The following is a 21,218-nucleotide window of genomic DNA, read 5'->3' as shown; positions in this document are numbered from 1 at the left end:
AGATAAACTGATTGAAAATCAAATTCATTTGCAGGCTTTTTAGAACATTTATTGGCTTGCTAATTTGCATGTTGCAGCATATAAATCCAGTACGGTTTGCACCGCCTGCTCGACTCCCATTGCTGATGTGTCGAGGATATATGCCCCTGATGCTGGCTTGAGAGGCGCTGCGGTGCGGGCACTATCTCTCGCATCGCGTTCCGTCAAATCCTTTATCAAGTCTTCCATATTAGCAGAAAAACCCTTTTCAATCAATTGCTTATATCGTCTTGACGCGCGGGCATCAACACTTGCCGTAAGATAAATTTTCTGGGTTGCGTCAGGAAAAATCACCGTTCCCATATCACGTCCATCTGCCACTAATCCAGGCGCATAACGGAATGCCACTTGCAAATCGACCAAGGCTTTTCTGAGCTCTGGCAATACTGCGATTTTTGAAGCCGCGACACCGATAGCTTCTGCCCTGACGGCATCAGTCACATCTTTATCATCAAGCAACACATGGCCATGCACAAAACGACACGGCAGCTCGCGTGCTAATGCGGCCAGACTAATTTCATCATCTAAGGCAATATGTTTTTGCTGCGCGGACAAAGCCGTTAAGCGATATAAGGCACCAGAATCCAGGTAGTGGAATCCTAACTGCTTTGCAACACGATGTGCCACCGTACCTTTGCCGGAGGCAGTTGGTCCATCAATCGTGATCACTGGCACTGTCGACATCATCAAAACAATTCCTTGTGGTTAATTTTGGCAAACGCCTCGAAATAATCGGGGAAAGTTTTCGCTACGCATTTAGGATCATTGATACGCATTGCAGCGCCGCGACGAGCAGCGCCATCCAAAGTAGCAAGCGAGAAACACATTGCCATGCGGTGATCGTCGTAAGTATCAATAGTAGCAGGCAAAATCTTGGCAGGCGGGGTAACGGTCATATAATCTGCGCCCTCTTCGACCAGCGCACCGAGCTTACGCAGCTCTGTCGCCATGGCGGCGATGCGATCTGTTTCCTTCACGCGCCAGCTGGCAATATTGCGCAAAGTCGTAGTGCCATTGGCATACAAAGCGGCAACCGCAATCGTCATTGCTGCATCGGGGATATGGTTGAAATCCATATCGATCGCTTGCAATACGCCGTTCGATTTAGCCTCTATCCAGTTGTCACCACGTGTGATTGTCGCGCCCATTTTCTCCAAAGCTTCTGCAAACCGCACATCGCCTTGGATACTATGCAAACCAACGCCTTCGACCCGTACTGGCCCGCCAGCAATCGCGCCTGCTGCGAGAAAATAAGATGCTGACGATGCGTCACCTTCAACATGAATCACCTCTGGCGACACATATCGCTGACCTGTTGCAATCGTAAATACCTGCCAGCCATCGCGTTGCACAGTTACGCCAAAACGCTGCATTAAATTCAAGGTGATTTCGATATAGGGTTTAGAAATCAACTCACCAATCACTTCAATCGTTACATCATGATCACGCGCCATCAGCGGCGCTGCCATTAGCAATGCGGTCAAAAATTGACTGGAGACATTGCCTTTGACTTGCAAACGATGCGCATGAATGTGACCGCGACGAATGTGCAGCGGTGGGAAGCCAGGATTACCGGTGTACTCAATCTGCACACCAACTTGGTTTAACGCATCGACCAGATCACCGATCGGCCGCTCATGCATACGTGAGACGCCGTGCAAGGTGTAGTCGCCTCCAATCACTGCCAGAGCAGCGACCAGCGGACGGATCGCAGTACCTGCATTACCCATAAATAAATCAGCCTGATGCTGCGGCAATACACCATCCACGCCAGTCACGGTGTAATTCTGGGTTGCACCGTCCTGTGTCCAATGTACGCCAAGCTTTTGCAACGCCGTCAGCATGACTAAGGTGTCGTCAGACGCCAGCAACTCCACAATCTGCGTAGTGCCTTGTGCTAGCGCGGCCAGCAGCAAGGTGCGGTTTGAAATACTTTTAGAACCTGGCAAACGCACTGTGCCTTGTGCCTGCATTACAGGGTGCAAATCGAGGTAATGTGGATAATGTTTAGCGGCTTGACTCATTTGGCTGATGGACTCATACAGATGTTAGGTGATAACGAGAACTGGTAGGAAACTGCTATTTTTTAAATTTTGGTGAAAAGTAATTAAGGCTTAGGCAAATTTCTCAGGCAAGGACTAGCGACCAAAATCGGCAACGCAGCCAAAGCAGTTTTGCGCAAATACTGACAATAAATACTTTTACCGCTAAATTAATACTCCACCAGGGTATATTTAAATTGTCCATAGAGTTATTGGACAATAAGGCTATTTTATAAAAAAATAAGGGGAGTATATTAAATCAATCAGGTAATCACAGCACCTAAGCCATAACATCTGAAGCTCAATCCCCACCCTCTTTGTTCTGCTTCTCAGCGGCTTCTATCGCCGTAATCCAGTTATGTCGTGCCGCCTGCGCATGACTGTAAATCGATTCGATCCCAGATGCGTTGGCGCTCACTAAATGCTCACGCAAAATTGCTAGTCGTGCCGTGTAGGAATCAAGTTCCTGCAACATGGCAGCTCGATTCGCCAGGGTAATATCACGCCACATCTCTGGCGACGAACCGGCGATCCGCGTAAAGTCACGAAAACCGCTGGCAGCATATTGAAATAAAGTATCCGCATGCGGCTTGCGCGCAATGTCGTCCACCAGAGCGTACGCCAGCAAATGTGGCAAATGACTGATAGATGCGAACACTGCATCGTGTTCTGCCGGACTGAGATGATGAATGATAGCGCCGCATTGCTGCCACGCATACGCGACTCTGGCAACCGCCTCATCCGTGTTCTCAGGCAAGCGCGTGATCACGACTTTTTTGCCCACATACAAGTCGGCCAGCGCAGCGTCTGGGCCATTTTGTTCACGTCCTGCAATCGGGTGCGCGGGCACAAATTGCGCAAGCTGATTGCCCATCACTTGCCGTGCTGCGGCAACGACATCCGACTTAGTGCTACCGGCATCAGTCACAATAGTATTGGGCTGTAAGTAAGGCTGAATCGAGGACAAGATCGCTGCCGTCTGTGCGACTGGCGCAGCGATCAATACCAAATCGGCATTCCGCACCGCGGCGGCAGCGGAATCAGCAATCTCATCAATGATGCCGAGTTGCTGCGCACGTTGCAAGGATGCCAAGCTACGACCGACGCCCACTACGTGCTCAACTGCGCCCGCCTTTTTTAAGGCTAGAGCAAATGAGCCACCAATCAGTCCAACGCCAAAGATGGCGACCCGCTTTAGCCGGTGCTGTTGCTGGTCTTGCTGTGCTATCGACTTCAACTTGTCGTCACTCGTCATCATGTTTCAGGCAGCCAGTATCTCTTTTAAAGCGGTGATAAATGCCGCATTCTCTTCTGGCAAACCAATAGAAATACGCAGGAACTGCGGCAAGCCGTAATTGCCGACTGGACGCACGATGACCCCACGCTTCAGTAATTCCAGATTGATACGTGCGCCCGCGCTGTCTTCATTACCGACTTTGACTAACACAAAGTTGCCAAAAGACGGCACAAAATCGAGACTCAACTCTTTAAACGCGCTGGTCAGCTGGACGTAACCATCCGCATTCAGTTTTGCACTTTTTTGCAAAAACTCTGCATCATTCAAGGCAGCGACAGCAGCAGCTTGTGCCATTGAATTGACGTTAAACGGCTGGCGTACACGGTTCAATAAATCAGTGATGCCCGGTTGTGCAATCCCAAAACCAATACGCAAGCCAGCCAGGCCGTACGCCTTGGACATGGTGCGCGATACCAGCAAATTAGGGTACTGTCTAACCCAGGCGATAGAGTCATATTGCAAGTCGGCGGCGAGGAATTCGTTGTACGCTTCATCGAGAACGACGACGACACCGGCAGGCACTTTTTTCAGGAAGGCTTCGATCTCCGCCGCCGGCAAAAACGTTCCTGTCGGATTGTTCGGATTGGCGATGAAAACTAATTTAGTATCCGCAGTAATTGCTGCCGCCATTGCGGGCAGGTCATGTCCAAAATCTTTCGCCGCGACCACAATCGCGCGTCCGCCAACAGCTTGCGTCGCCAATGGATACACGGCAAATGAATATTGTGCAAAAACGACTGACTGGCCTGGCTCCACAAAAGAATGTGCAGCCAATTCCAAAATGTCGTTACTGCCATTGCCTAAGGTAATCCAATCTTGCGGCACATTGTATTTCGCCATGATCGCGGCTTTTAATTCAAAGCCATTTGCATCAGGATAGCGCCCCAGATCAGCAGCAGCTTTCAGCATTGCTGCTTGCGCAGATTGCGGTACACCGAGCGGATTTTCATTCGATGCCAGTTTGACGATTTTTGATTCGTCTAGACCAAATTCACGCGCCACTTCAGAGATAGGCTTGCCGCCTTGGTAAGGGGCAATTGCACGAACATAGGCGGGACCAAATTGTGTAGACATAGCTGCTCCAGAAATTGTCCAGCGTCAGGCTGGATTTACAAAAAAGGGACTTCTAAAAAATCTTTAATCGAGATACATCGCCAGACCGTGTTTGCTAACTCAGCACAGCACTACTTCGGCGTTGCAAGACTTTATAGTTTTGCAAGCAATAGCTGCGCCTCGATTCGCTCAAGAATGAGATTTTAGAAATCCTTCAAAATTAGTCGTCCATTGTTTGTGCGGCTCTTGGAGCACTTTTGGCTTGAGAGGCTTATTTATACTGGACATCTAACAATAGAGATTCTAAAAAACTTTTTACCGAGCTTTATTTCATCAAACAGTGCAAGGATAAGAACCTAGTATCTTAAAGAAGGCCGCATTGTTATTCAAATCCGTCATGGCTTTAGCCACCTTCTCATCCATTACATGGCCTTCTACATCGACGTAAAAATAATATTCCCAATTGCCAGTGCGCGCTGGCCGCGACTCGAAGCGCGTCATTGACACGCCATGCTTGGATAATGGGGCAAGCAAGTTGTAAACTGCGCCGGCTTTATTTGGTACGGCCAATACCAAGGAGGTCTGATCCTTACCGCTCGGCGTTGTTTGTAAACGGCCAATCACAGCAAAACGCGTACGGTTATGAGGATCATCCTGAATGTGCGCACTAACTACGCCAAGCTGATATTGCTGTCCCGCGATTTCACTGGCAATCGCTGCCATCGTCGCGTCACCGCTGGCCATACGGGCGGCTTCTGCATTGGATGCCATGGCTTGACGTTCGATATGAGGATAATGCTGATTCAACCAGGCCTGACACTGCGCTAACGCTTGCGAGTGCGCGCAAATCCGCGTCACACCATCCATCGTGCCCGTTTTAGTCATCAAACTATGCTGTACCGGAATTGCTAGTTCACCACTGATTGCAAGGCTGGTCTGGAGTAGTAAATCGAGGGTGCGGTTGATCGCGCCCTCCGTTGAATTTTCAATCGGCACGACGCCGAAATCTGCGGTACCCGCCTCGGTTGCACGGAACACTTCGTCAATCGATACGCAGGGTAAAGCTTGAATCGCATGCCCAAATTGCTGATACACCGCTTGCTCACTAAAAGTACCGACCGGCCCCAAAAATGCCACCACTACGCGACGTTCCAGTGCCCGGCAAGCCGACATAATTTCACGGAAAATCAGTTGAATATCCTGACTCGCTAAAGGGCCGGGATTACGTTCAGCGACGCTGCGTAAAACTTGCGCCTCGCGCTCTGGCCGGAACACGGGGGCATTGGTCTCTGCCTTAACATGACCGACCTCTTCCGCAACACGTGCGCGCTCATTTAATAACGAGAGGATTTGTGTATCGATGGCGTCAATTTTCTGACGCAGAGGGAATAATTTGTTATCGCTCATAAGAAACCTAAAAACCGTTTAGCGAGTTGTTGAAAACGTCGCTGTATACTTCACACTTGTACGAGTCACACTCACGCCATTCTCGCTGGTTAGCGTAGCGTGATGGCAATGATGCTCGCCTCTCTTCCGACTTTTGGTCGTTGTCCTTAGCGCCACGGTTTCCAGGTGATGGTGAGTGCCATGCAAAGAAAGGGCTAAAGAGAAGAAGCTATCTGGTTGCTCACCGCTCATGCATGAGCGCGGGCAAATTCTTTCATAAAACTGACCAAGGCTTGTACGCCTTCTATCGGCATCGCGTTATAAATCGAGGCGCGCATACCGCCGACTGATTTATGTCCTTTTAATTGCAACAACCCGTGTTGCTTGGCTTGCGCTAAAAACTCTGTATTTAAACTTTCGTCATTCAAAAAGAACGGCACGTTCATACGTGAACGGCAATCCTTGGCAACCCGATTGACGTAAAAATCTGAATCGTCCAGATAGTCGTACAACAGTTGCGCTTTGGCGATATTTTTTTGCTCCATCGCTGCGACACCACCCTGGCGTTTTAGCCACTGGAATACCAAGCCTGCAATATAGATCGCATACGTGGGCGGCGTGTTGTACATGGAATCATTGTCTGCAACAATTTTCCAGTTAAATGCTGACGGGCAAATTGGTAACGCATCGCCAAGTAAATCGTCACGCACAATAACAATCGTCAAACCGGCGGGGCCAATATTTTTTTGTGCGCCGCCAAAAATCACACCATATTTAGCAACATCAATCACGCGCGACAGAATATGTGAGGACATATCAGCCACAATCGGCGCGCCGCCCGTGTCGGCATTCACATCCGGTGCGAACTGGTATTCAACGCCATCGATCGTTTCGTTGGTACAGATATGCACGTAAGCTGCGTCTTGAGACAACTTCCAGCTTTCACGTGCCGGGATTGCAGTATGTCCATTGTCTTCTGCTGAAGCGGCAACGTTCACATTACCGTACTTATGCGCTTCTTTGATCGACTTCGCGGTCCATGAGCCCGTGTGAATAAAATCCGCAGTTGCCGGCTGCGGCTTTCGCCCCATCAGATTCATGGGGACAATCGCGTTTTCACCTAAACCACCACCTTGCAGAAACAGAATTTTGTAATTATTCGGCACTGCCAGCAGCTCGCGCAGATCACTTTGCGCTGCTGCAATAATCGACATAAATTCTGGTCCGCGATGACTCATTTCCATGACCGACATGCCGCTACCATGCCAGTTCAACATTTCTGCTGCTGCCTGCTGCAACACCTCTATAGGTAATACGGCAGGTCCGGCAGAAAAATTGTAAATCGCTGTCACGATGTTGTTCACGTTTTCGGTCACTTTATCAATCACTTTGGAAGTAGAACTGGCAATCATCGTCGTCAAAACTTATTCCGTTGCGGCTTGTTCACCTTCGGCGCCATTGTCTATATCTGACTCAATAATCGCATCGACATCGACATCGACATCAGTTTCAACAATGCGTTGCAAACCAGACAGCTTGGTACCATCTTCAACAGCGATCAAAGTAACACCTTGCGTTGCACGTCCCATTTCACGGATTTCAGATACCCGTGTACGGATCAATACGCCGCCCGTAGTGATCAACATGATTTCGTCATTAGTGTCGACCAAGGTTGCTGCCACAACTTTACCGTTACGTTCAGAAGTTTGAATCGCAATCATGCCTTTAGTGCCGCGACCATGACGGGTGTATTCCAAGATTGGTGTGCGTTTACCAAAGCCGTTTTCAGTAGCCGTCAAGACTGACTGTTGCTCATTCTCAGCAACTAACAATGCGATGACTTGTTGACCCTCTTCCAAATTCATACCACGCACACCACGTGCAGTGCGACCCATAGGACGTACGTCGTTCTCGTCAAAGCGCACCGCTTTACCGGAATCTGAAAATAGCATCACATCGTGCTTGCCGTCAGTCAGTGCAGCACCGATCAGGAAATCGCCTTCATCCAAATCGACTGCAATAATGCCTGCTTTACGCGGATTACTAAAATCGTTCAGCGGTGTCTTTTTCACGGTACCAAGACTGGTCGCCATGAAAATGTAGTGATCTTCAGGGAAGCTGCGGTTGTCACCGGATAGTGGCAAGATCACTGTAATTTTTTCGCCGTCCTGCAATGGGAACATGTTCACAATAGGCTTACCGCGTGAGTTGCGAGAACCTTGCGGCACTTCCCATACTTTTAACCAATAGAGACGGCCGCGGTTCGAGAAGCACAAGATGTAATCATGCGTGTTTGCCACGAACAATTGTTCGATCCAGTCATCATCTTTTGTCGCTGTCGCTTGCTTGCCACGACCACCGCGTTTTTGCGCACGATATTCCGATAATGGCTGCGACTTCATGTAACCGGTGTGTGAGAGCGTGACCACCATATCGACTGGCGTGATCAGATCTTCTGTTTCTAAATCAGTGGCATTGTGTGTAATCTCGGAGCGGCGTACGTCTTTGTTGCCTTCGCCGTATTCATTACGTGCTGCCGTCAACTCATCAGTGATGATGACGGTAACGCGCTCGGGCTTGGACAAAATATCCAGCAAGTCAGCGATTACAGACATAACGTCTTTGTATTCGTTAACGATCTTATCTTGTTCCAGACCAGTCAAGCGTTGCAAACGCATTTGTAAAATTTCTTGCGCTTGATCATCGGACAGTTTATACAAACCGTCTTTTTGAATACCGTAATGTTTAGGTAAATTCTCTGGACGGAATGCGTCGATACCGGCAGGATTGTCAGCAGCGGTGCGTATCAACATCTCGCGCACCATAGAGCTATCCCAAGCACGATTCATCAATTCCAACTTAGCCAATGGCGGTGTCGGCGCAGCTTTGATGATGGCAATGAAGTCATCGATATTTGCTAACGCAACTGCCAGACCTTCCAGCACATGGCCGCGCTCACGAGCTTTACGAAGCTCAAATACAGTGCGACGCGTTACAACTTCACGACGATGTGACAGGAAGCAATCCAGCATCTGCTTCAAGTTCAATAACTTTGGCTGACCATTTACCAAAGACACCATGTTCATACCGAAGGTATCTTGTAATTGGGTTTGCTTGTACAAATTATTGAGCACAACTTCCGGCACTTCACCGCGCTTCAATTCAACGACAACGCGCATACCGGATTTATCTGACTCATCACGAATATCAGAGATGCCGTCGAGTTTTTTATCCCTTACCAACTCAGCGATTCGTTCTAGCAAAGATTTTTTATTTACTTGGTAAGGCAACTCATCGACGATCAGAGCAGTACGATTTTCTTTACCAAATTCTTCAAAATGCGTTTTAGCACGCATTACTACTCGTCCTCGTCCCGTGCGGTAACCATCACGCACGCCAGAGACGCCATAAATAATTCCTCCAGTAGGGAAATCTGGCGCAGGAATAATTTCGATCAGCTCGTCAATTGTGCAATCCGCATTGCGCAACACATGCAAGGCACCATTAATGATTTCAGTAATATTATGCGGCGGAATATTGGTCGCCATACCAACCGCAATACCGGAAGCACCATTGATCAGCAAGTTAGGAATACGCGTCGGCAATACTGACGGCTCGCGCTCTTTACCATCATAGTTAGGAACAAAATCGACGGTTTCTTTTTCGATATCAGCCAGAATTTCATTAGCAATTTTATCTAGCCGGCACTCGGTATAACGCATCGCAGCAGCATTATCGCCATCCACCGAGCCAAAGTTACCCTGACCATCCACTAAAGTGTAGCGCAAGGAAAAGTCCTGTGCCATCCGCACCAAGGTATCGTAAATCGATGCATCGCCGTGGGGGTGATACTTACCCATGACTTCACCGACTACACGTGCACATTTTACAAATGGACGGTTATAAACGTTGTTCATTTCGTGCATGGCGAATAACACGCGTCTGTGCACAGGCTTCAAACCATCACGTACATCCGGCAAGGCACGACCAACAATCACGCTCATGGCGTAATCGAGGTAGCTCTTGCGCATTTCTTCTTCAAGGGAAATCGGGAGTGTTTCTTTAGCGAATTGATCCATTGGCGGGCCGGCAATTTAGAGCTTGGTTAAATAACGATGGGTTGAAAATGACTTGCAATCAAACTCGCGCCTAAAAACTACAACTTAAAAGACCTTCGAATATGAAAATTTAGCCATCTATTTTCAATGCTTAACTACCGATTTTAACATGCCAATCCTGCTATTCATGTGGTTTTTGAACTGAGCTAACAAGGTGATAATCAGTTATGTCACAGTAAATATTGATAGTTGCTAAGCAAGCCCATACGCAAGATTCCATATTACATGAGCATTAGCGAATCGCTTAGAGTGCTTTTTTATACATTGAACACTTTCTAAGCATCATCAATGAATAATACAAAAATAGTAACGACTCCACTTGAACTTATTTGCGCTATGAATATGTATAAATATTTACCACGACTTAATTTTGCGCTTAAGCTAAGCATCCAAGATCAAGCGATTTCAAGACAAGCATCTAGGTGTTAAAATAATGAATGATATGAAGTCTAAGCGTATTCGTGCGGCGAGGTCGGTTGTTAAAAGACGACACGCAAACAAAATGTTACTTTCTTAATTTAACAATTTTGGCTCGCCAACCTGTCTTGTGGCAGAATAATCAAAGTAAGAGTATGAATTCATTGTCAGAAATTGATACTGAAATAGTATTGTAATCAAGCACGTGGTAGTATCCGATTTTATGCAGCAATTCGCGCAGTTAATTCTGCGATAGAAATCTCACCCGAGAGGAGAAATATGAAAAATTTAGTAAAACTCGTTATCGCAGCTTCCTCAGTAGCCGCTTTTTCAGCATCCGCGCAAGATATGACGGACATCAAAGCAAGTACACCAAACAGTGCTTATGTTCAAGATGGTCGTGGTGTTATTGTTCGGGATCCATTTGGTTTGTGCTGGCGTACAGGTTACTGGACACCAGCAGATGCTGTTCCAGGTTGCGATGCACCTCTAGTCAAACCAGCACCAGCGATTGCAGCAGCACCAACTCCTGCGGCAGTAGCAGCGCCTGCTCCTGCAGTAGCCGTGCCACCTGCACCAACTTCTGAGAAAGTCACTTTCGCGGCTGATGCGTTCTTTGATTTCGACAAAGCAGTGTTGAAATCTGAAGCAAAAACAAAATTGGATGACATGGCATCGAAGCTTCAAGGTATTAACCTCGAAGTAGTTATTGCTGTTGGTCACACTGACTCTGTTGGTTCCGATGCATACAACCAAAAACTGTCGGTAAGACGCGCAGAAGCTGTCAAAGCTTATTTGGTGAGCAAAGGTATTGAAGCTAATCGTGTTTACACTGAAGGCAAAGGCAAAAAACAACCTGTTGCTGACAACAAAACAGCTGAAGGCCGTGCACAAAATCGTCGCGTAGAAATCGAAGTTGTTGGTACACGTAACGTAAAATAATTTGTTTGCCCTCAGGTCGGCTAATTACTCAAAACCCTGCTTAGGCAGGGTTTTTTCATTGCTGCTGCAGCTTATATGCGCTGACGAAATATGCCCTACAATAGTGCTTTTATAAGTAAGGTGGCAAAGTCATTTGCCCAATATTATGTCAACTCAAAACGTCGATCCAGCAGAAATTCAAAAATTTAGTGACTTAGCTCATCGCTGGTGGGATCCCACATCTGAATTTCGTCCTTTGCATGAAATAAATCCACTTCGTCTTGAATGGATTAATAATCGAATCCCGCTCATCGGAAAAAAAGTCATTGATATCGGCTGTGGCGGTGGAATATTAGCGGAATCGATGGCTAAAAAAGGTGCTAACGTAACAGGCATCGATTTGTCTGAGAAAGCATTAAAGGTCGCAGACTTGCACGGACTAGAATCTGGCGTCAGCGTACGTTATGAGAAGATTGCTGCGGAAGACATTGCTGCTCGTGAACCTGCACAATATGATGTAGTCACCTGTATGGAAATGCTGGAACATGTCCCTAATCCTGCATCCGTCATCCAAGCTTGTACTGCGTTAGTAAAACCAGGTGGGCAAGTTTTCTTCTCCACACTTAACCGCAATCTTAAATCGTATCTGTTTGCGATCATCGGTGCAGAATATTTATTGCAGCTGCTTCCAAAAGGAACGCATGACTATGCCAAGTTTATTACTCCGGCAGAGCTGTCGCAAGCCATTCGCAACGCTGGCCTGCAAGTCGATACATTCAGAGGCATGGGTTACAACCCGCTGACAAAAATTTACTCCCTTAATCTTGACACTAGCGTCAACTATCTCGTAGCCTGCACTCGTCCTGCTTAGCGGATGGTCACTTCCGGCTATCAAGTCCAGACTTACGATCCTCGACAGCAAATTAATACAATGTGACGGATATAACAGTAAATTAATCTATGCAAACTCCCCTGGCAGTTTTGTTCGACCTCGATGGTACATTAGCTGATACAGCTCCCGATCTAGCGGCAGCAGTCAATATAATGCGCAGTAAACGTCAATTATTACCAAGTCCATACGTAAGCCTGCGCCCTTTTGCCTCGGCCGGAGCACGCGGTCTCCTCAAAGCCGGATTTGACGTGATTCCAGACCACCCAGAGTACGACGCAATGCGTGTAGAGTTTTTAGAAAACTACGCAAATAACATCGCTGATCAAAGCAAGCTTTTTCCAAACGTCCAAAATTTGTTAAAAGGATTAGAAGAGTTAGGTATCGTTTGGGGAGTTGTGACGAATAAAGCAGCTCGGCTTACCGATTTGCTAATCCCGTTGATTGGCTTACAAAATGCAGCGTGCATCATTTCTGGAGATACCACAGCGCACCCCAAACCACACCCCGCCCCACTTTTTGAGGCTGCGCGTCGCATCAATATCAAGCCTCAGAATTGTTGGTACGTTGGGGACGATTTGCGTGATATCCAAGCAGGAAACGCCGCAGGTATGTACACAGTTGCGGCTGCGTGGGGATATTGTGGCGCAATAGAACCTACTCACTGGAAAGCTGGTGGCATAGTCGATTCCCCTCTAGAATTATTAGAGCTGATTCGTGCCAAGCATGCTCAAACAGTGAGTTAAATTACGCATTATCACCGCATAAGCTAGTTACGCGTTACAATATTAACCTGTTTGGGGACGACCTGGCTTCGACAGGGGTTGCAAAGCAGCGCAGGGCATACCGAGGCCTGACTACCTCGTAAATACAATCAGAACTATATAACTGCAAACGATAACTCGTACGCATTAGCAGCTTAATTGCTTGCTAACTCTACACCGTCTCTTCCCTAGGGCGGGCTGGCAACAGCAGTAGAGTCATTCATAGGGAATCGCTATAAGCCGGGTTACTTGGCTAATAGCTAAATAATAGGTAACTCGTCCAGCCGAAGCGTGTGCGTCCGCGTCGTATGGATTAAATTAAATGGCAGCACTAAGTATGTAGAACTGTCTGTAGAGTGCTTCTGGACGCGGGTTCGATTCCCGCCGTCTCCACCATTAACATGTTTTAAGAGTTCCAAAGATGTCCAAAAAGCCCTGACTTCATATACGAGGTTGGGGCTTTTTTGTTTTATGACGTCCAATTAACACCATTGACATCCAGCATCAAACGGGGGCAACATTGGGGGCAAGTTACTCAGACTCTAAATCAGTTGCCCCCATGCCCTTATCTGACACAACAATACGAAATGCCAAGCCTGGCGAAAGACCTATCCGGCTATACGACGCTGGAGGCTTATACCTAGAAATCGCACCATCGGGTGGTAAATGGTGGCGCCTTAAATACCGAATAACTGGGAAAGAAAAAAGAATTTCCCTTGGGGTTTATCCCGAAGTTTCTCTGAAAGAAGCACGTGAGAAACGCGATATCGCCAGAAAACAGCTTGCAAGTGACATTGATCCAGGAGAACATCGGAAGGCGGTCAAATTAGCTAATGTTGAAGATGGAAGTAGTGGGTTTGAGTCAATAGCCCGCGAATGGTTTATAAAATTTGCACCAAATTGGGTTGCTACCCACTCTGACAAAATCATTCGTCGCCTTGAAAGAGATGTTTTTCCTTGGATAGGAAAACGCCCTATTGAGGAAATCACAGCTCCAGAAATTCTCGTAGTAATGCGCAGAGTCGAGGAACGTGGTGCACTAGAAACGGCCCATAGAGCTCTGCAAAATTGTAGTCAAATATTTAGATACTCAATCGCTACAGGACGTGCAACTCGAGATCCAGCTGCAGATTTACGGGGTGCCCTACCACCAGCCAAAGCAAAGCATCACGCATCGATTACCGATCCCAAATTGATCGGTGCACTACTTCGCGCAATAAAAGGCTACGAAGGCTCTCTCGTAACAAAATGCGCACTGCAGATAGCCCCTCTAACTTTTGTTCGGCCAGGCGAGCTAAGAAAGGCTGAATGGTGCGAATTCAACTTTGATGAAGCGGAATGGCGCATCCCTGCAGAGCGAATGAAAATGCGCGAAAAACACATTGTCCCACTATCGGCGCAAGCGTTAGTGTACTTAAAGGAGTTACACAATTTAACCGGGCATGGAAAATATGTTTTCCCTGGAGCAAGAACCAACGGACGTCCAATGAGTGAAAACACGGTCAATGCCGGACTTCGACGCTTAGGATATTCCAATGACGAAATGACAGGACATGGATTTCGTAGTATGGCATCCACACTGTTGAATGAACAAGGATGGAATCGAGACGCTATCGAGCGCCAACTTGCTCATGCAGAGCGAGATTCCATTAGGGCTGCATATAACTACGCTGAACATTTACCAGAAAGGCGCCGAATGATGCAAGCATGGGCAGATTTCCTTGATGGATTAGTAGCAGCAAGGCCGAGCTAGAAGTCCCATAAATATTATCTTAATCAGCAATTCTCAGAAGATACATTATGTCTCACTGCAGTATCAATCACGCTACATCTCGCATAGATCGCATCTCGGTCCTAGCACATGAGAGGCTTCCCTCTCTCGGTATCGCCATGGCTAATTTTGCTATCAACGTTATGTATCTTTAAAACAACAGGACATCATGATGTTTTTACGTCACGAGCATTGTTAGCCAAGCGACCTACTGTGACATATTCCTCTTGTTAGTTTCTCTAGCACATATACAAACTGTTGTTAACTGATCTTGCTGGCAACCATATCCGTGTTGCTACATCCTAAAGATGTAGAAAAAATCATTGCTTACGAGGAATCTATATAGGCTGCGGTAATAGTCATAACTGAGTTTTAACTTTAATCTTTTTGAAAATTTTATTTTCTGACAAGCAATTCAAGTTATTGTCCGCGCCCCGTCATCTGCCTCAGTATTGAAAGCATCAAAGCTCTCCTTCAGATTGACTACTTTCACTTTCCGAGTAAAACAGCCTTTAGCGCGATGGATCGAGAATTATGCTGCAAACACATTGGCAGTAAAATCTTTACGTAGTCCGGAAATTGGATCGTTATTGATTAACTACAAAAAGCGGTCGAAGTGACTGTAGGTATTTAAATTCTGCTTGCACCAAATCCATGGGCACCATTTCCGAAAGACTTTGTGGCTGCCTTACAAAGATAACTCGCTCGATAGAAAAACTTTGCGATGGTCTGGTGCTCATCACGCTGCATATGGTAATAAGGATTCAACGGAATCTCTACCAAACCCTTGCTATCATTGGTTGTCAATCGTAACGCACTTGCCCAAGCATCTTGAAGTCGGTTATACATGTTATTCCTCCCTGAAGAATATTTGCCAAGTGAGCAAAATGCATCGTAATTTAGAAAGATTACAAAATGGTAATGAGGGCGCCCATGCTGCCCAACCTCTCTTGTCCAAACATACCTCACGACGCTGTCATGTGCATACTTATTTTCTCTGAACGCCATTTGACGGTTGTGTCTGATCTTTGCTTTAAATGATTCAATGAAGCGATCAATAAATTCATTCTCATAAGAGAGGTCGTATAAGTTTAAAGTGGCGGGTAGACGCAGATCAAATCTGAATGCGAATACACGTCGATATTGGCCAAGTGTACGAGACATCGTTTGATAAAGTCGATCAAGATATTCAATTATCAAAGGCCCTTTATCTATTTGTACTGGTAAACCGAGAAAGTGGTTGTCGTGGTGAAGAGAGAGGTTTGAATTCAAAGGATGACGGATCATTTCTATACTCCAGTAGTGAGACTCATATAGGTATGATCTGGAGTATTTTTTTACCTTTGAGGTGTAGCGCCTATTGGTAGGCGAAATAGTTCACGATTGTGTGGTATCTCATGATCGAGTTACTAGCTCAACTGAGTTGGGTTGGAAATACCTCGCTATGAATCTCAAATAAAGACTTAGATGCCTTGAGAGAATTATATAAAGGAGATTTGGCCTAATTTACCATTCAAGTAAAACGTAGGAATAGGCCGATTAGCAATCAAGCTAATGCTGTTATCAGTTTATGGCTAACTGGCTAGCTAAACATAAGTTGTCAGACCTATTGTTCTGTTTAAGTAGCTGCATATCCGATCGATAACTTACATTGCTTAACGATCAAACAGTTATTGAGAAAGTGTTACTCACTCATTGGATTAGAGATAAATTCTTCGTATATAAAAACATGTACCAAGCGTATCGATAGAGCAATACTTTATATAAAGTATACTACCAATACCGAAACTCATCTTCTCTGAAATAGCGCAATTAACCATCAAAAATGATCGTTTGCATGGGTGTAAAGCAAATCGTTCACTCTGGAGAATTATGACGACAATCGTGGCAAGAATCATCTGATCAAAAGGGAGTATATCAATGACGCCATCTATCTTGAATACATTCTGGATTTGCTAAAAGAATTATGTAAAGACCATAAACTGGCACTTGTCAAAAAATGTATTACATCAGAAGTCGGGGAAAAAAGTATCAATTTGCAGTACCCGCACCAATTGTCGATTTTGAGAAAACTCAACAATCGAATGAGCTAGCTATGTTCTCTGATCGGTCAGAAGATCGCATTGATCGACCGCCTAACCAACATTTTACGGTGCGATCCTTGTGACCTAGAATTGGGGGAGGCAAAAAGACAATGGTGAAAAAAATTGGATCGCCTTGAAAAAAGGTCTCACGCAACCCGATGCCACATTCGTCGGGAGACAAAGCTCCACATTAGAAGAATCAAAACATCTGACAAACGTTAATCATCGCGGCAACCAAGACCGAGGCATAGAACGTGTGTCAGAAAAACATCTTGGATTCTTGTATGTCAAAAAATTGTCTGCTGAAGAAAAACAAATGCTTGGCATTCTAAGGCTGACTTGCGGGAGTATGCGGATTCTGCCCACTGCCATAGTGAGCTAAAGACAAAATTTAACTTTAGCGTTATATAACAGAGCTATTTATGTTTCTTGTGGCATGAATAGTAGTCTTCTCAAGCGCGGTGAGTAAAAAATAGAGCGCACTAGGGTGCAAAAAAATTGATAACAAACATCAACGCCGATGCTGGTTGTGCTCAACCAACGATGTCTTAAACTTTTCACCTCTAGTTGGCAACTCATATTTCATAATCGGACATAAACACTGCGCGGCCAGCGGCGTCAGCGCGTTTGCTTTGGCAGTATCCTGCTCCAGCACCAACATGCTGAACAAAACGTCACAGTTATCTTTTAACAGGTAGAAGTCCTCCGGCGCTACGTCGCTACAAATGCTACGGTAGCAATGTAGCAGTACCGAATCGGAAAAAATTGACCTATCCCTGAACCAATTTCTATTACATTTTTGTTAAAAAAGCGGGTGCCGCGCTCGATCCGACGCAGCCGACTTGTCTCGCACAAATAGGAAGAGTTTGGACATAGGCTGGTAAGCCAAATCGAAGAAAGTGTGTGGTGTCAGACACATCGGATCAATAATGCGCGGAAACCGCAATCAGCTACTGCTAAATCGTACGGTGAACTCTGTGGGGCCTATACCCGCTTCGGTGGCGATTTTCTCAATGTGCTGCTTAACCGCACGCATTTGTTCTGAATCGCAGTCGATAGCTTTCGAACTTGATGTTGGATTGGTGGTATTTACCGGATGTGGAACTTCCTGCACACATTGGTTTAAAGTACCGTGAAGGGGGACGGCAAAGTGCAACCGCGAAGATGGTGATGGAAAAATTGTATTATGTTCTGTCATATTGGCAACGCCATTAAATGGCACATTAAAATTTGAATGTATTGGCGGGCTATCGAATGCAGGCTTAACATAGGCCGGATTGGGTGCCGTCCAAGCAGGATAAAAAATTGTCCGACCACCTTTTGGACCTATCCGTACGGCAATGCTTCCCTGCCTTGTCAGTGTCGTAATGGCTTTTTCCAGTACCTTAGTATTTCCGCGAAAATTTGCATAATTGCGCAAATCGCGCTCCGTATATCGACCACGAGTTAGCTTTAAATATCGCCATGGCTCAACCGTTGCTTCTTGTAGCCATTGCAGTAATTTTTTTTCAGCTTCGGCATCTTGTTGCTGTTCCGATGGCGCATACGGCGCGAAAATACGAATACACTCCCACAGATACCACTCGCATAAAGCGATCGCACCCCTCATAGCATCCGATGAAATATCTCCTACCGCACCATCGAAATAATGGAATAATGCAGCAAGTCGCGCCGCTTGTTGTCCAATTTTACGGAAGAAAGACTTCAAATCTTCTGAGAAACTTCCACAAATCAGATTTTTTTGCACTGCCTCTTTGAACGACTTCCAATACTGCTTTGCGGTGCTCGAAAGTTTTAAAGTGGTGCGTTTATCTGGTGCCAACAAAGGCTGATTCAAAATTTCCGCCACCCTTAGATTGAACTTATCAAGCATAGGCTCCGGCAAATCATCGATCTGCGTCTGTTGATCAAACCGTTCAAAGGTTTTAGGGAATGCTACCAGGAAACGTGCTAACAGACCCGTACTAAACGCGTCAGCGCCGCGGTTTTTCATGTAGAGAGTGAATTGTTTGTCTTGGGTCGTAAGTGACATAGTTAAACGCGGATCGACAGGACGGCGGTTACCGCCAACCAGACCGGCCGGTCGATCCTCTCCACTCCAATAGCCGCTAAGGATAGCAGGCTGGCTAAGGGGCAAACCAAGTAGCGCTGGCCCCGCTTCCGGTGACAAGATGCCAACTGCATGGTTCGCGACCAACGCGTCCCGCAGCCCTTGTGGAGTCATATCTCCGTAGCGTAATTCCCATTCTTTTGGCTCTATTGGACATTCTTTTTCGTGCTGTAGGCGCTTCGCTCGGATAGCCACTGAGCCGACCGAATCTGGAGTCGCATCACGGTACTCTCTAGCCAACCGGCGGCCATCATCTTCCCAAATTTTCATTTCGGCGCGGAACTTTGACATCATGACTGCGACCTCTGCTTTTTGCTTGCGTTCAAAAGCCAATACTCCTCTCAAATAGCGTTGTTCTACGACGGACTTTCCGCCACTGGTCTTGCTAACCCCCATCAAAAAAAGCGACACCGGCGCAGGATCGTAGGATGGGCACTGGACGTTGACAAAATGTTGACATGCTAGCGACGCAACCCCAAGAGCGGCATGTGCGGCCAATTCAACTGGCGTCCGGTGAATCGCGCTGGTTTCAAGGATAGGCTCGCGAAGCAAGGCCGGAAATGAGTCTGTCGGATAGATACCTTGGTAGGCCGGCGGTTGATAAGCGGCAGATCCGTTTTCATATTCAATAATTGGCACGATCGATTCTCCTTAAACATTCACCGAGCAGTATCGGGCGACATAGAGACGATTCACCCTCCCTGCTTTAGGCTGTCCGCAACCCAGAAACTCGCGAATTGAATATTGCGTTGGTTGAAGATCACCAGCTACAACTGCCGCACGCACTCGTTCGACAAGTTTGTCATCGTTAGATATAACCCCGCGATTTGAATCAATCTCTGCAGCAGGCTCGTGTTCAAGTACCCCGAGTGTGCTGTCGGATATGACTTCATTGCGACCTGCAGCACGACCCAAGGCCACTGGTACCATAATCCACCCCAAAACTGCAGTACCTTCGAGCACGACCGCGTAGGCGAGACCTATCATCATTACAAGACATTGTTCGGTAACTCCGATCCAAGTCGCGACCGAGAAAGCGACTGGGTCGGCACGTAATGACGCGCGCAACTCGTCAACGCGATCGACCTGCGAATTGCGCCTGTCGTCCATTGCCTCATAGCGCTTCGCCTCGTCAGCTTCTGCATCTAATGCCATGGTCTCTGCGGTCAAACGTGCCCGACGAACGTTGAGGGTTGGACAATCGCCTAAACAACGTTGTACTTGGGCGCGAGCTAGATCAGCGATGACCTTCGTTTTCTCTTTAGCAATATCAGCTCGTGAGCGCCCAGAGGGAGAACTGGTCATTAAAGGCACTGAGGGTGTCTGGACCATCGCTACGCGCAAATCGCCAGCATGTCGTTGCGAAAACATAAAGAATGTGATTTGTCCGTGCAACACGACCAAGGTCGCGACAAGCCACAACGTGAAAGCGGCAACTCGAACTAAGCCGCGTAGTTCATGAGCACCCGCTGGCAGCCAATGCACGAACAAAACGGCAACGCCGATCAGCGCAATGCGTATGAGCCTCTCAATGAGAAAGCCGCCTGACTGCCAACCAGTGTAGGTGGCGATGCCGAGTGAAGCAAAGGTAGCTGAAATGGCAACCAAAAGCGCGAGCTTTTGTGGCACTGTCAGCTTGACCAATGGAAAACGCGTCGAATCGCCAATTGTGCTCGTAAGGGAGGTAAACTGAAATTTTGCATTTTTGTTCATCTCGCTCCCCTTACTGCACGTTGAGGCACGATTCTGCACGCGCAGCGATCCATGCATCGACATCAGATTCGAGATAGCCCACCGTGCGCGCCGACAATTTGATTTTCTGCGGGAAAGTTTTGTCTGTCGACATCAGCACGTACAGGGTAGCGCGCGACAATTGCGTGCGCTGAACCAGTTGCTTCATGCGAAGAATTTGGAGAGCCTTACCTAGCTGGCGGAGGATAAGTGTCGAGTCATCCGAAATACTGCAGGTCGAATTCAATTTTGGCAGAACTTCCGCCTTCTTGAGTGTATGAGTAGTCATGAGTTTTCCATCACAAATTATGGCAAGCGACGCTACAAGCGTTGCCCACCTTGGTCCGGCTTGTGCCGTATGTGATAGATGATCCGGGCGGAACTCGTGTTCCGCGCAAGCATTTTTTGAAAAGCCTTGCTTGCCCTGATCTGATAAGGCTTAACCAAGTCCAGAGCGGAACTAGGAGGGAACTCCGTGGAGGACTACCGAGGCTTTTTAGCTTTAGCCCCGACCGGAGTATTGTAGTGGTCTAATAAAAACGGACACCAAGATAGGTGGATAATTCACCTATCGAGGAAAGAAATGACAAAGCAAA

General features: G+C 46.9%; 16 protein-coding genes and 1 other RNA gene. 6 read left to right on the top strand and 11 right to left on the bottom strand.

What is annotated here, in order from left to right:
* Nucleotides 1–48: 48 nt before the first annotated feature.
* The 7 genes from cmk to gyrA all read right to left on the bottom strand — a co-directional run bounded on the left by cmk (nt 49) and on the right by gyrA (nt 9,896).
* A complete protein-coding gene (cmk, locus tag QN395_RS10000; RefSeq protein ID WP_322121621.1) occupies nt 49–726 on the bottom strand; it encodes a (d)CMP kinase in 678 nt (225 codons plus the stop codon).
* Nucleotides 726–2,063 carry a 3-phosphoshikimate 1-carboxyvinyltransferase gene (gene aroA / locus QN395_RS09995; protein WP_322119720.1) on the bottom strand — a complete coding sequence of 446 codons (1,338 nt, stop codon included), beginning with the start codon at nt 2,061–2,063 and terminating at the stop codon, nt 726–728. The genes cmk and aroA overlap by 1 nt, the downstream gene beginning before the upstream one ends.
* 319 nt (nt 2,064–2,382) lie before the next feature.
* On the bottom strand, nt 2,383–3,336 hold the full coding sequence (locus QN395_RS09990; protein ID WP_322119721.1) for a prephenate dehydrogenase: 954 nt from the start codon (nt 3,334–3,336) through the stop codon (nt 2,383–2,385).
* A 6-nt stretch (nt 3,337–3,342) separates the two neighbouring features.
* The gene (hisC, locus tag QN395_RS09985; RefSeq protein WP_322119722.1) at nt 3,343–4,452 is read right to left on the bottom strand and encodes a histidinol-phosphate transaminase; all 1,110 of its coding nucleotides are present in this window, start codon (nt 4,450–4,452) and stop codon (nt 3,343–3,345) included.
* A gap of 312 nt (nt 4,453–4,764) precedes the next feature.
* Nucleotides 4,765–5,838, bottom strand: a complete 1,074-nt coding sequence (pheA, locus tag QN395_RS09980) for a prephenate dehydratase (RefSeq protein ID WP_295748241.1) — start codon at nt 5,836–5,838, stop codon at nt 4,765–4,767.
* Between the two features lie 227 nt (nt 5,839–6,065).
* A complete protein-coding gene (serC, locus tag QN395_RS09975; protein ID WP_322121622.1) occupies nt 6,066–7,169 on the bottom strand; it encodes a 3-phosphoserine/phosphohydroxythreonine transaminase in 1,104 nt (367 codons plus the stop codon).
* 72 nt (nt 7,170–7,241) lie between these two features.
* On the bottom strand, nt 7,242–9,896 hold the full coding sequence (gyrA, locus tag QN395_RS09970; RefSeq protein ID WP_322119723.1) for a DNA gyrase subunit A: 2,655 nt from the start codon (nt 9,894–9,896) through the stop codon (nt 7,242–7,244).
* A gap of 735 nt (nt 9,897–10,631) precedes the next feature.
* Here gyrA and ompA point away from each other — a divergent pair.
* The 5 genes from ompA to QN395_RS09945 all read left to right on the top strand — a co-directional run bounded on the left by ompA (nt 10,632) and on the right by QN395_RS09945 (nt 14,679).
* Nucleotides 10,632–11,294, top strand: coding sequence for an outer membrane protein OmpA (gene ompA, locus QN395_RS09965; protein WP_323491931.1), 663 nt, complete (start codon nt 10,632–10,634; stop codon nt 11,292–11,294).
* Nucleotides 11,295–11,439: 145 nt separating this feature from the next.
* The gene (ubiG, locus tag QN395_RS09960; protein WP_322119725.1) at nt 11,440–12,144 is read left to right on the top strand and encodes a bifunctional 2-polyprenyl-6-hydroxyphenol methylase/3-demethylubiquinol 3-O-methyltransferase UbiG; all 705 of its coding nucleotides are present in this window, start codon (nt 11,440–11,442) and stop codon (nt 12,142–12,144) included.
* 89 nt (nt 12,145–12,233) lie between these two features.
* Nucleotides 12,234–12,908, top strand: coding sequence for an HAD-IA family hydrolase (locus QN395_RS09955; protein WP_322119726.1), 675 nt, complete (start codon nt 12,234–12,236; stop codon nt 12,906–12,908).
* Nucleotides 12,909–12,961: 53 nt separating this feature from the next.
* Nucleotides 12,962–13,322: a transfer-messenger RNA gene (gene ssrA / locus QN395_RS09950) on the top strand.
* 163 nt (nt 13,323–13,485) lie between these two features.
* A complete protein-coding gene (locus QN395_RS09945; RefSeq protein WP_323491930.1) occupies nt 13,486–14,679 on the top strand; it encodes a tyrosine-type recombinase/integrase in 1,194 nt (397 codons plus the stop codon).
* Between the two features lie 648 nt (nt 14,680–15,327).
* Here the strand turns inward: QN395_RS09945 and QN395_RS09940 are convergent.
* On the bottom strand, nt 15,328–15,984 hold the full coding sequence (locus QN395_RS09940) for an inovirus Gp2 family protein (protein WP_323491929.1): 657 nt from the start codon (nt 15,982–15,984) through the stop codon (nt 15,328–15,330).
* 930 nt (nt 15,985–16,914) lie between these two features.
* Between QN395_RS09940 and QN395_RS09935 the strand changes: the two genes are divergently transcribed.
* A complete protein-coding gene (locus QN395_RS09935) occupies nt 16,915–17,163 on the top strand; it encodes a hypothetical protein (RefSeq protein WP_323491928.1) in 249 nt (82 codons plus the stop codon).
* Between the two features lie 564 nt (nt 17,164–17,727).
* Here QN395_RS09935 and QN395_RS09930 read toward each other — a convergent pair.
* Genes QN395_RS09930 through QN395_RS09920 form a run of 3 tightly spaced genes read right to left on the bottom strand, consistent with a single transcriptional unit; the run spans nt 17,728 to nt 20,911 of the window.
* Nucleotides 17,728–19,530, bottom strand: a complete 1,803-nt coding sequence (locus tag QN395_RS09930; protein ID WP_323491927.1) for a DUF3987 domain-containing protein — start codon at nt 19,528–19,530, stop codon at nt 17,728–17,730.
* A 12-nt stretch (nt 19,531–19,542) separates the two neighbouring features.
* Nucleotides 19,543–20,604 (bottom strand): hypothetical protein, encoded by a 1,062-nt coding sequence (locus QN395_RS09925; RefSeq protein ID WP_323491926.1) that lies wholly within the window; start codon nt 20,602–20,604, stop codon nt 19,543–19,545.
* A 10-nt stretch (nt 20,605–20,614) separates the two neighbouring features.
* Nucleotides 20,615–20,911 carry an AlpA family transcriptional regulator gene (locus tag QN395_RS09920; protein WP_323491925.1) on the bottom strand — a complete coding sequence of 99 codons (297 nt, stop codon included), beginning with the start codon at nt 20,909–20,911 and terminating at the stop codon, nt 20,615–20,617.
* Nucleotides 20,912–21,218 lie beyond the last annotated feature (307 nt).

The organism is Undibacterium sp. RTI2.2 (assembly GCF_035018705.1).
Lineage (GTDB): Bacteria > Pseudomonadota > Gammaproteobacteria > Burkholderiales > Burkholderiaceae_D > Undibacterium.
Note: the sequence above shows the minus strand (reverse complement) of the source record. Positions and strands in the feature narration are given on the sequence as shown.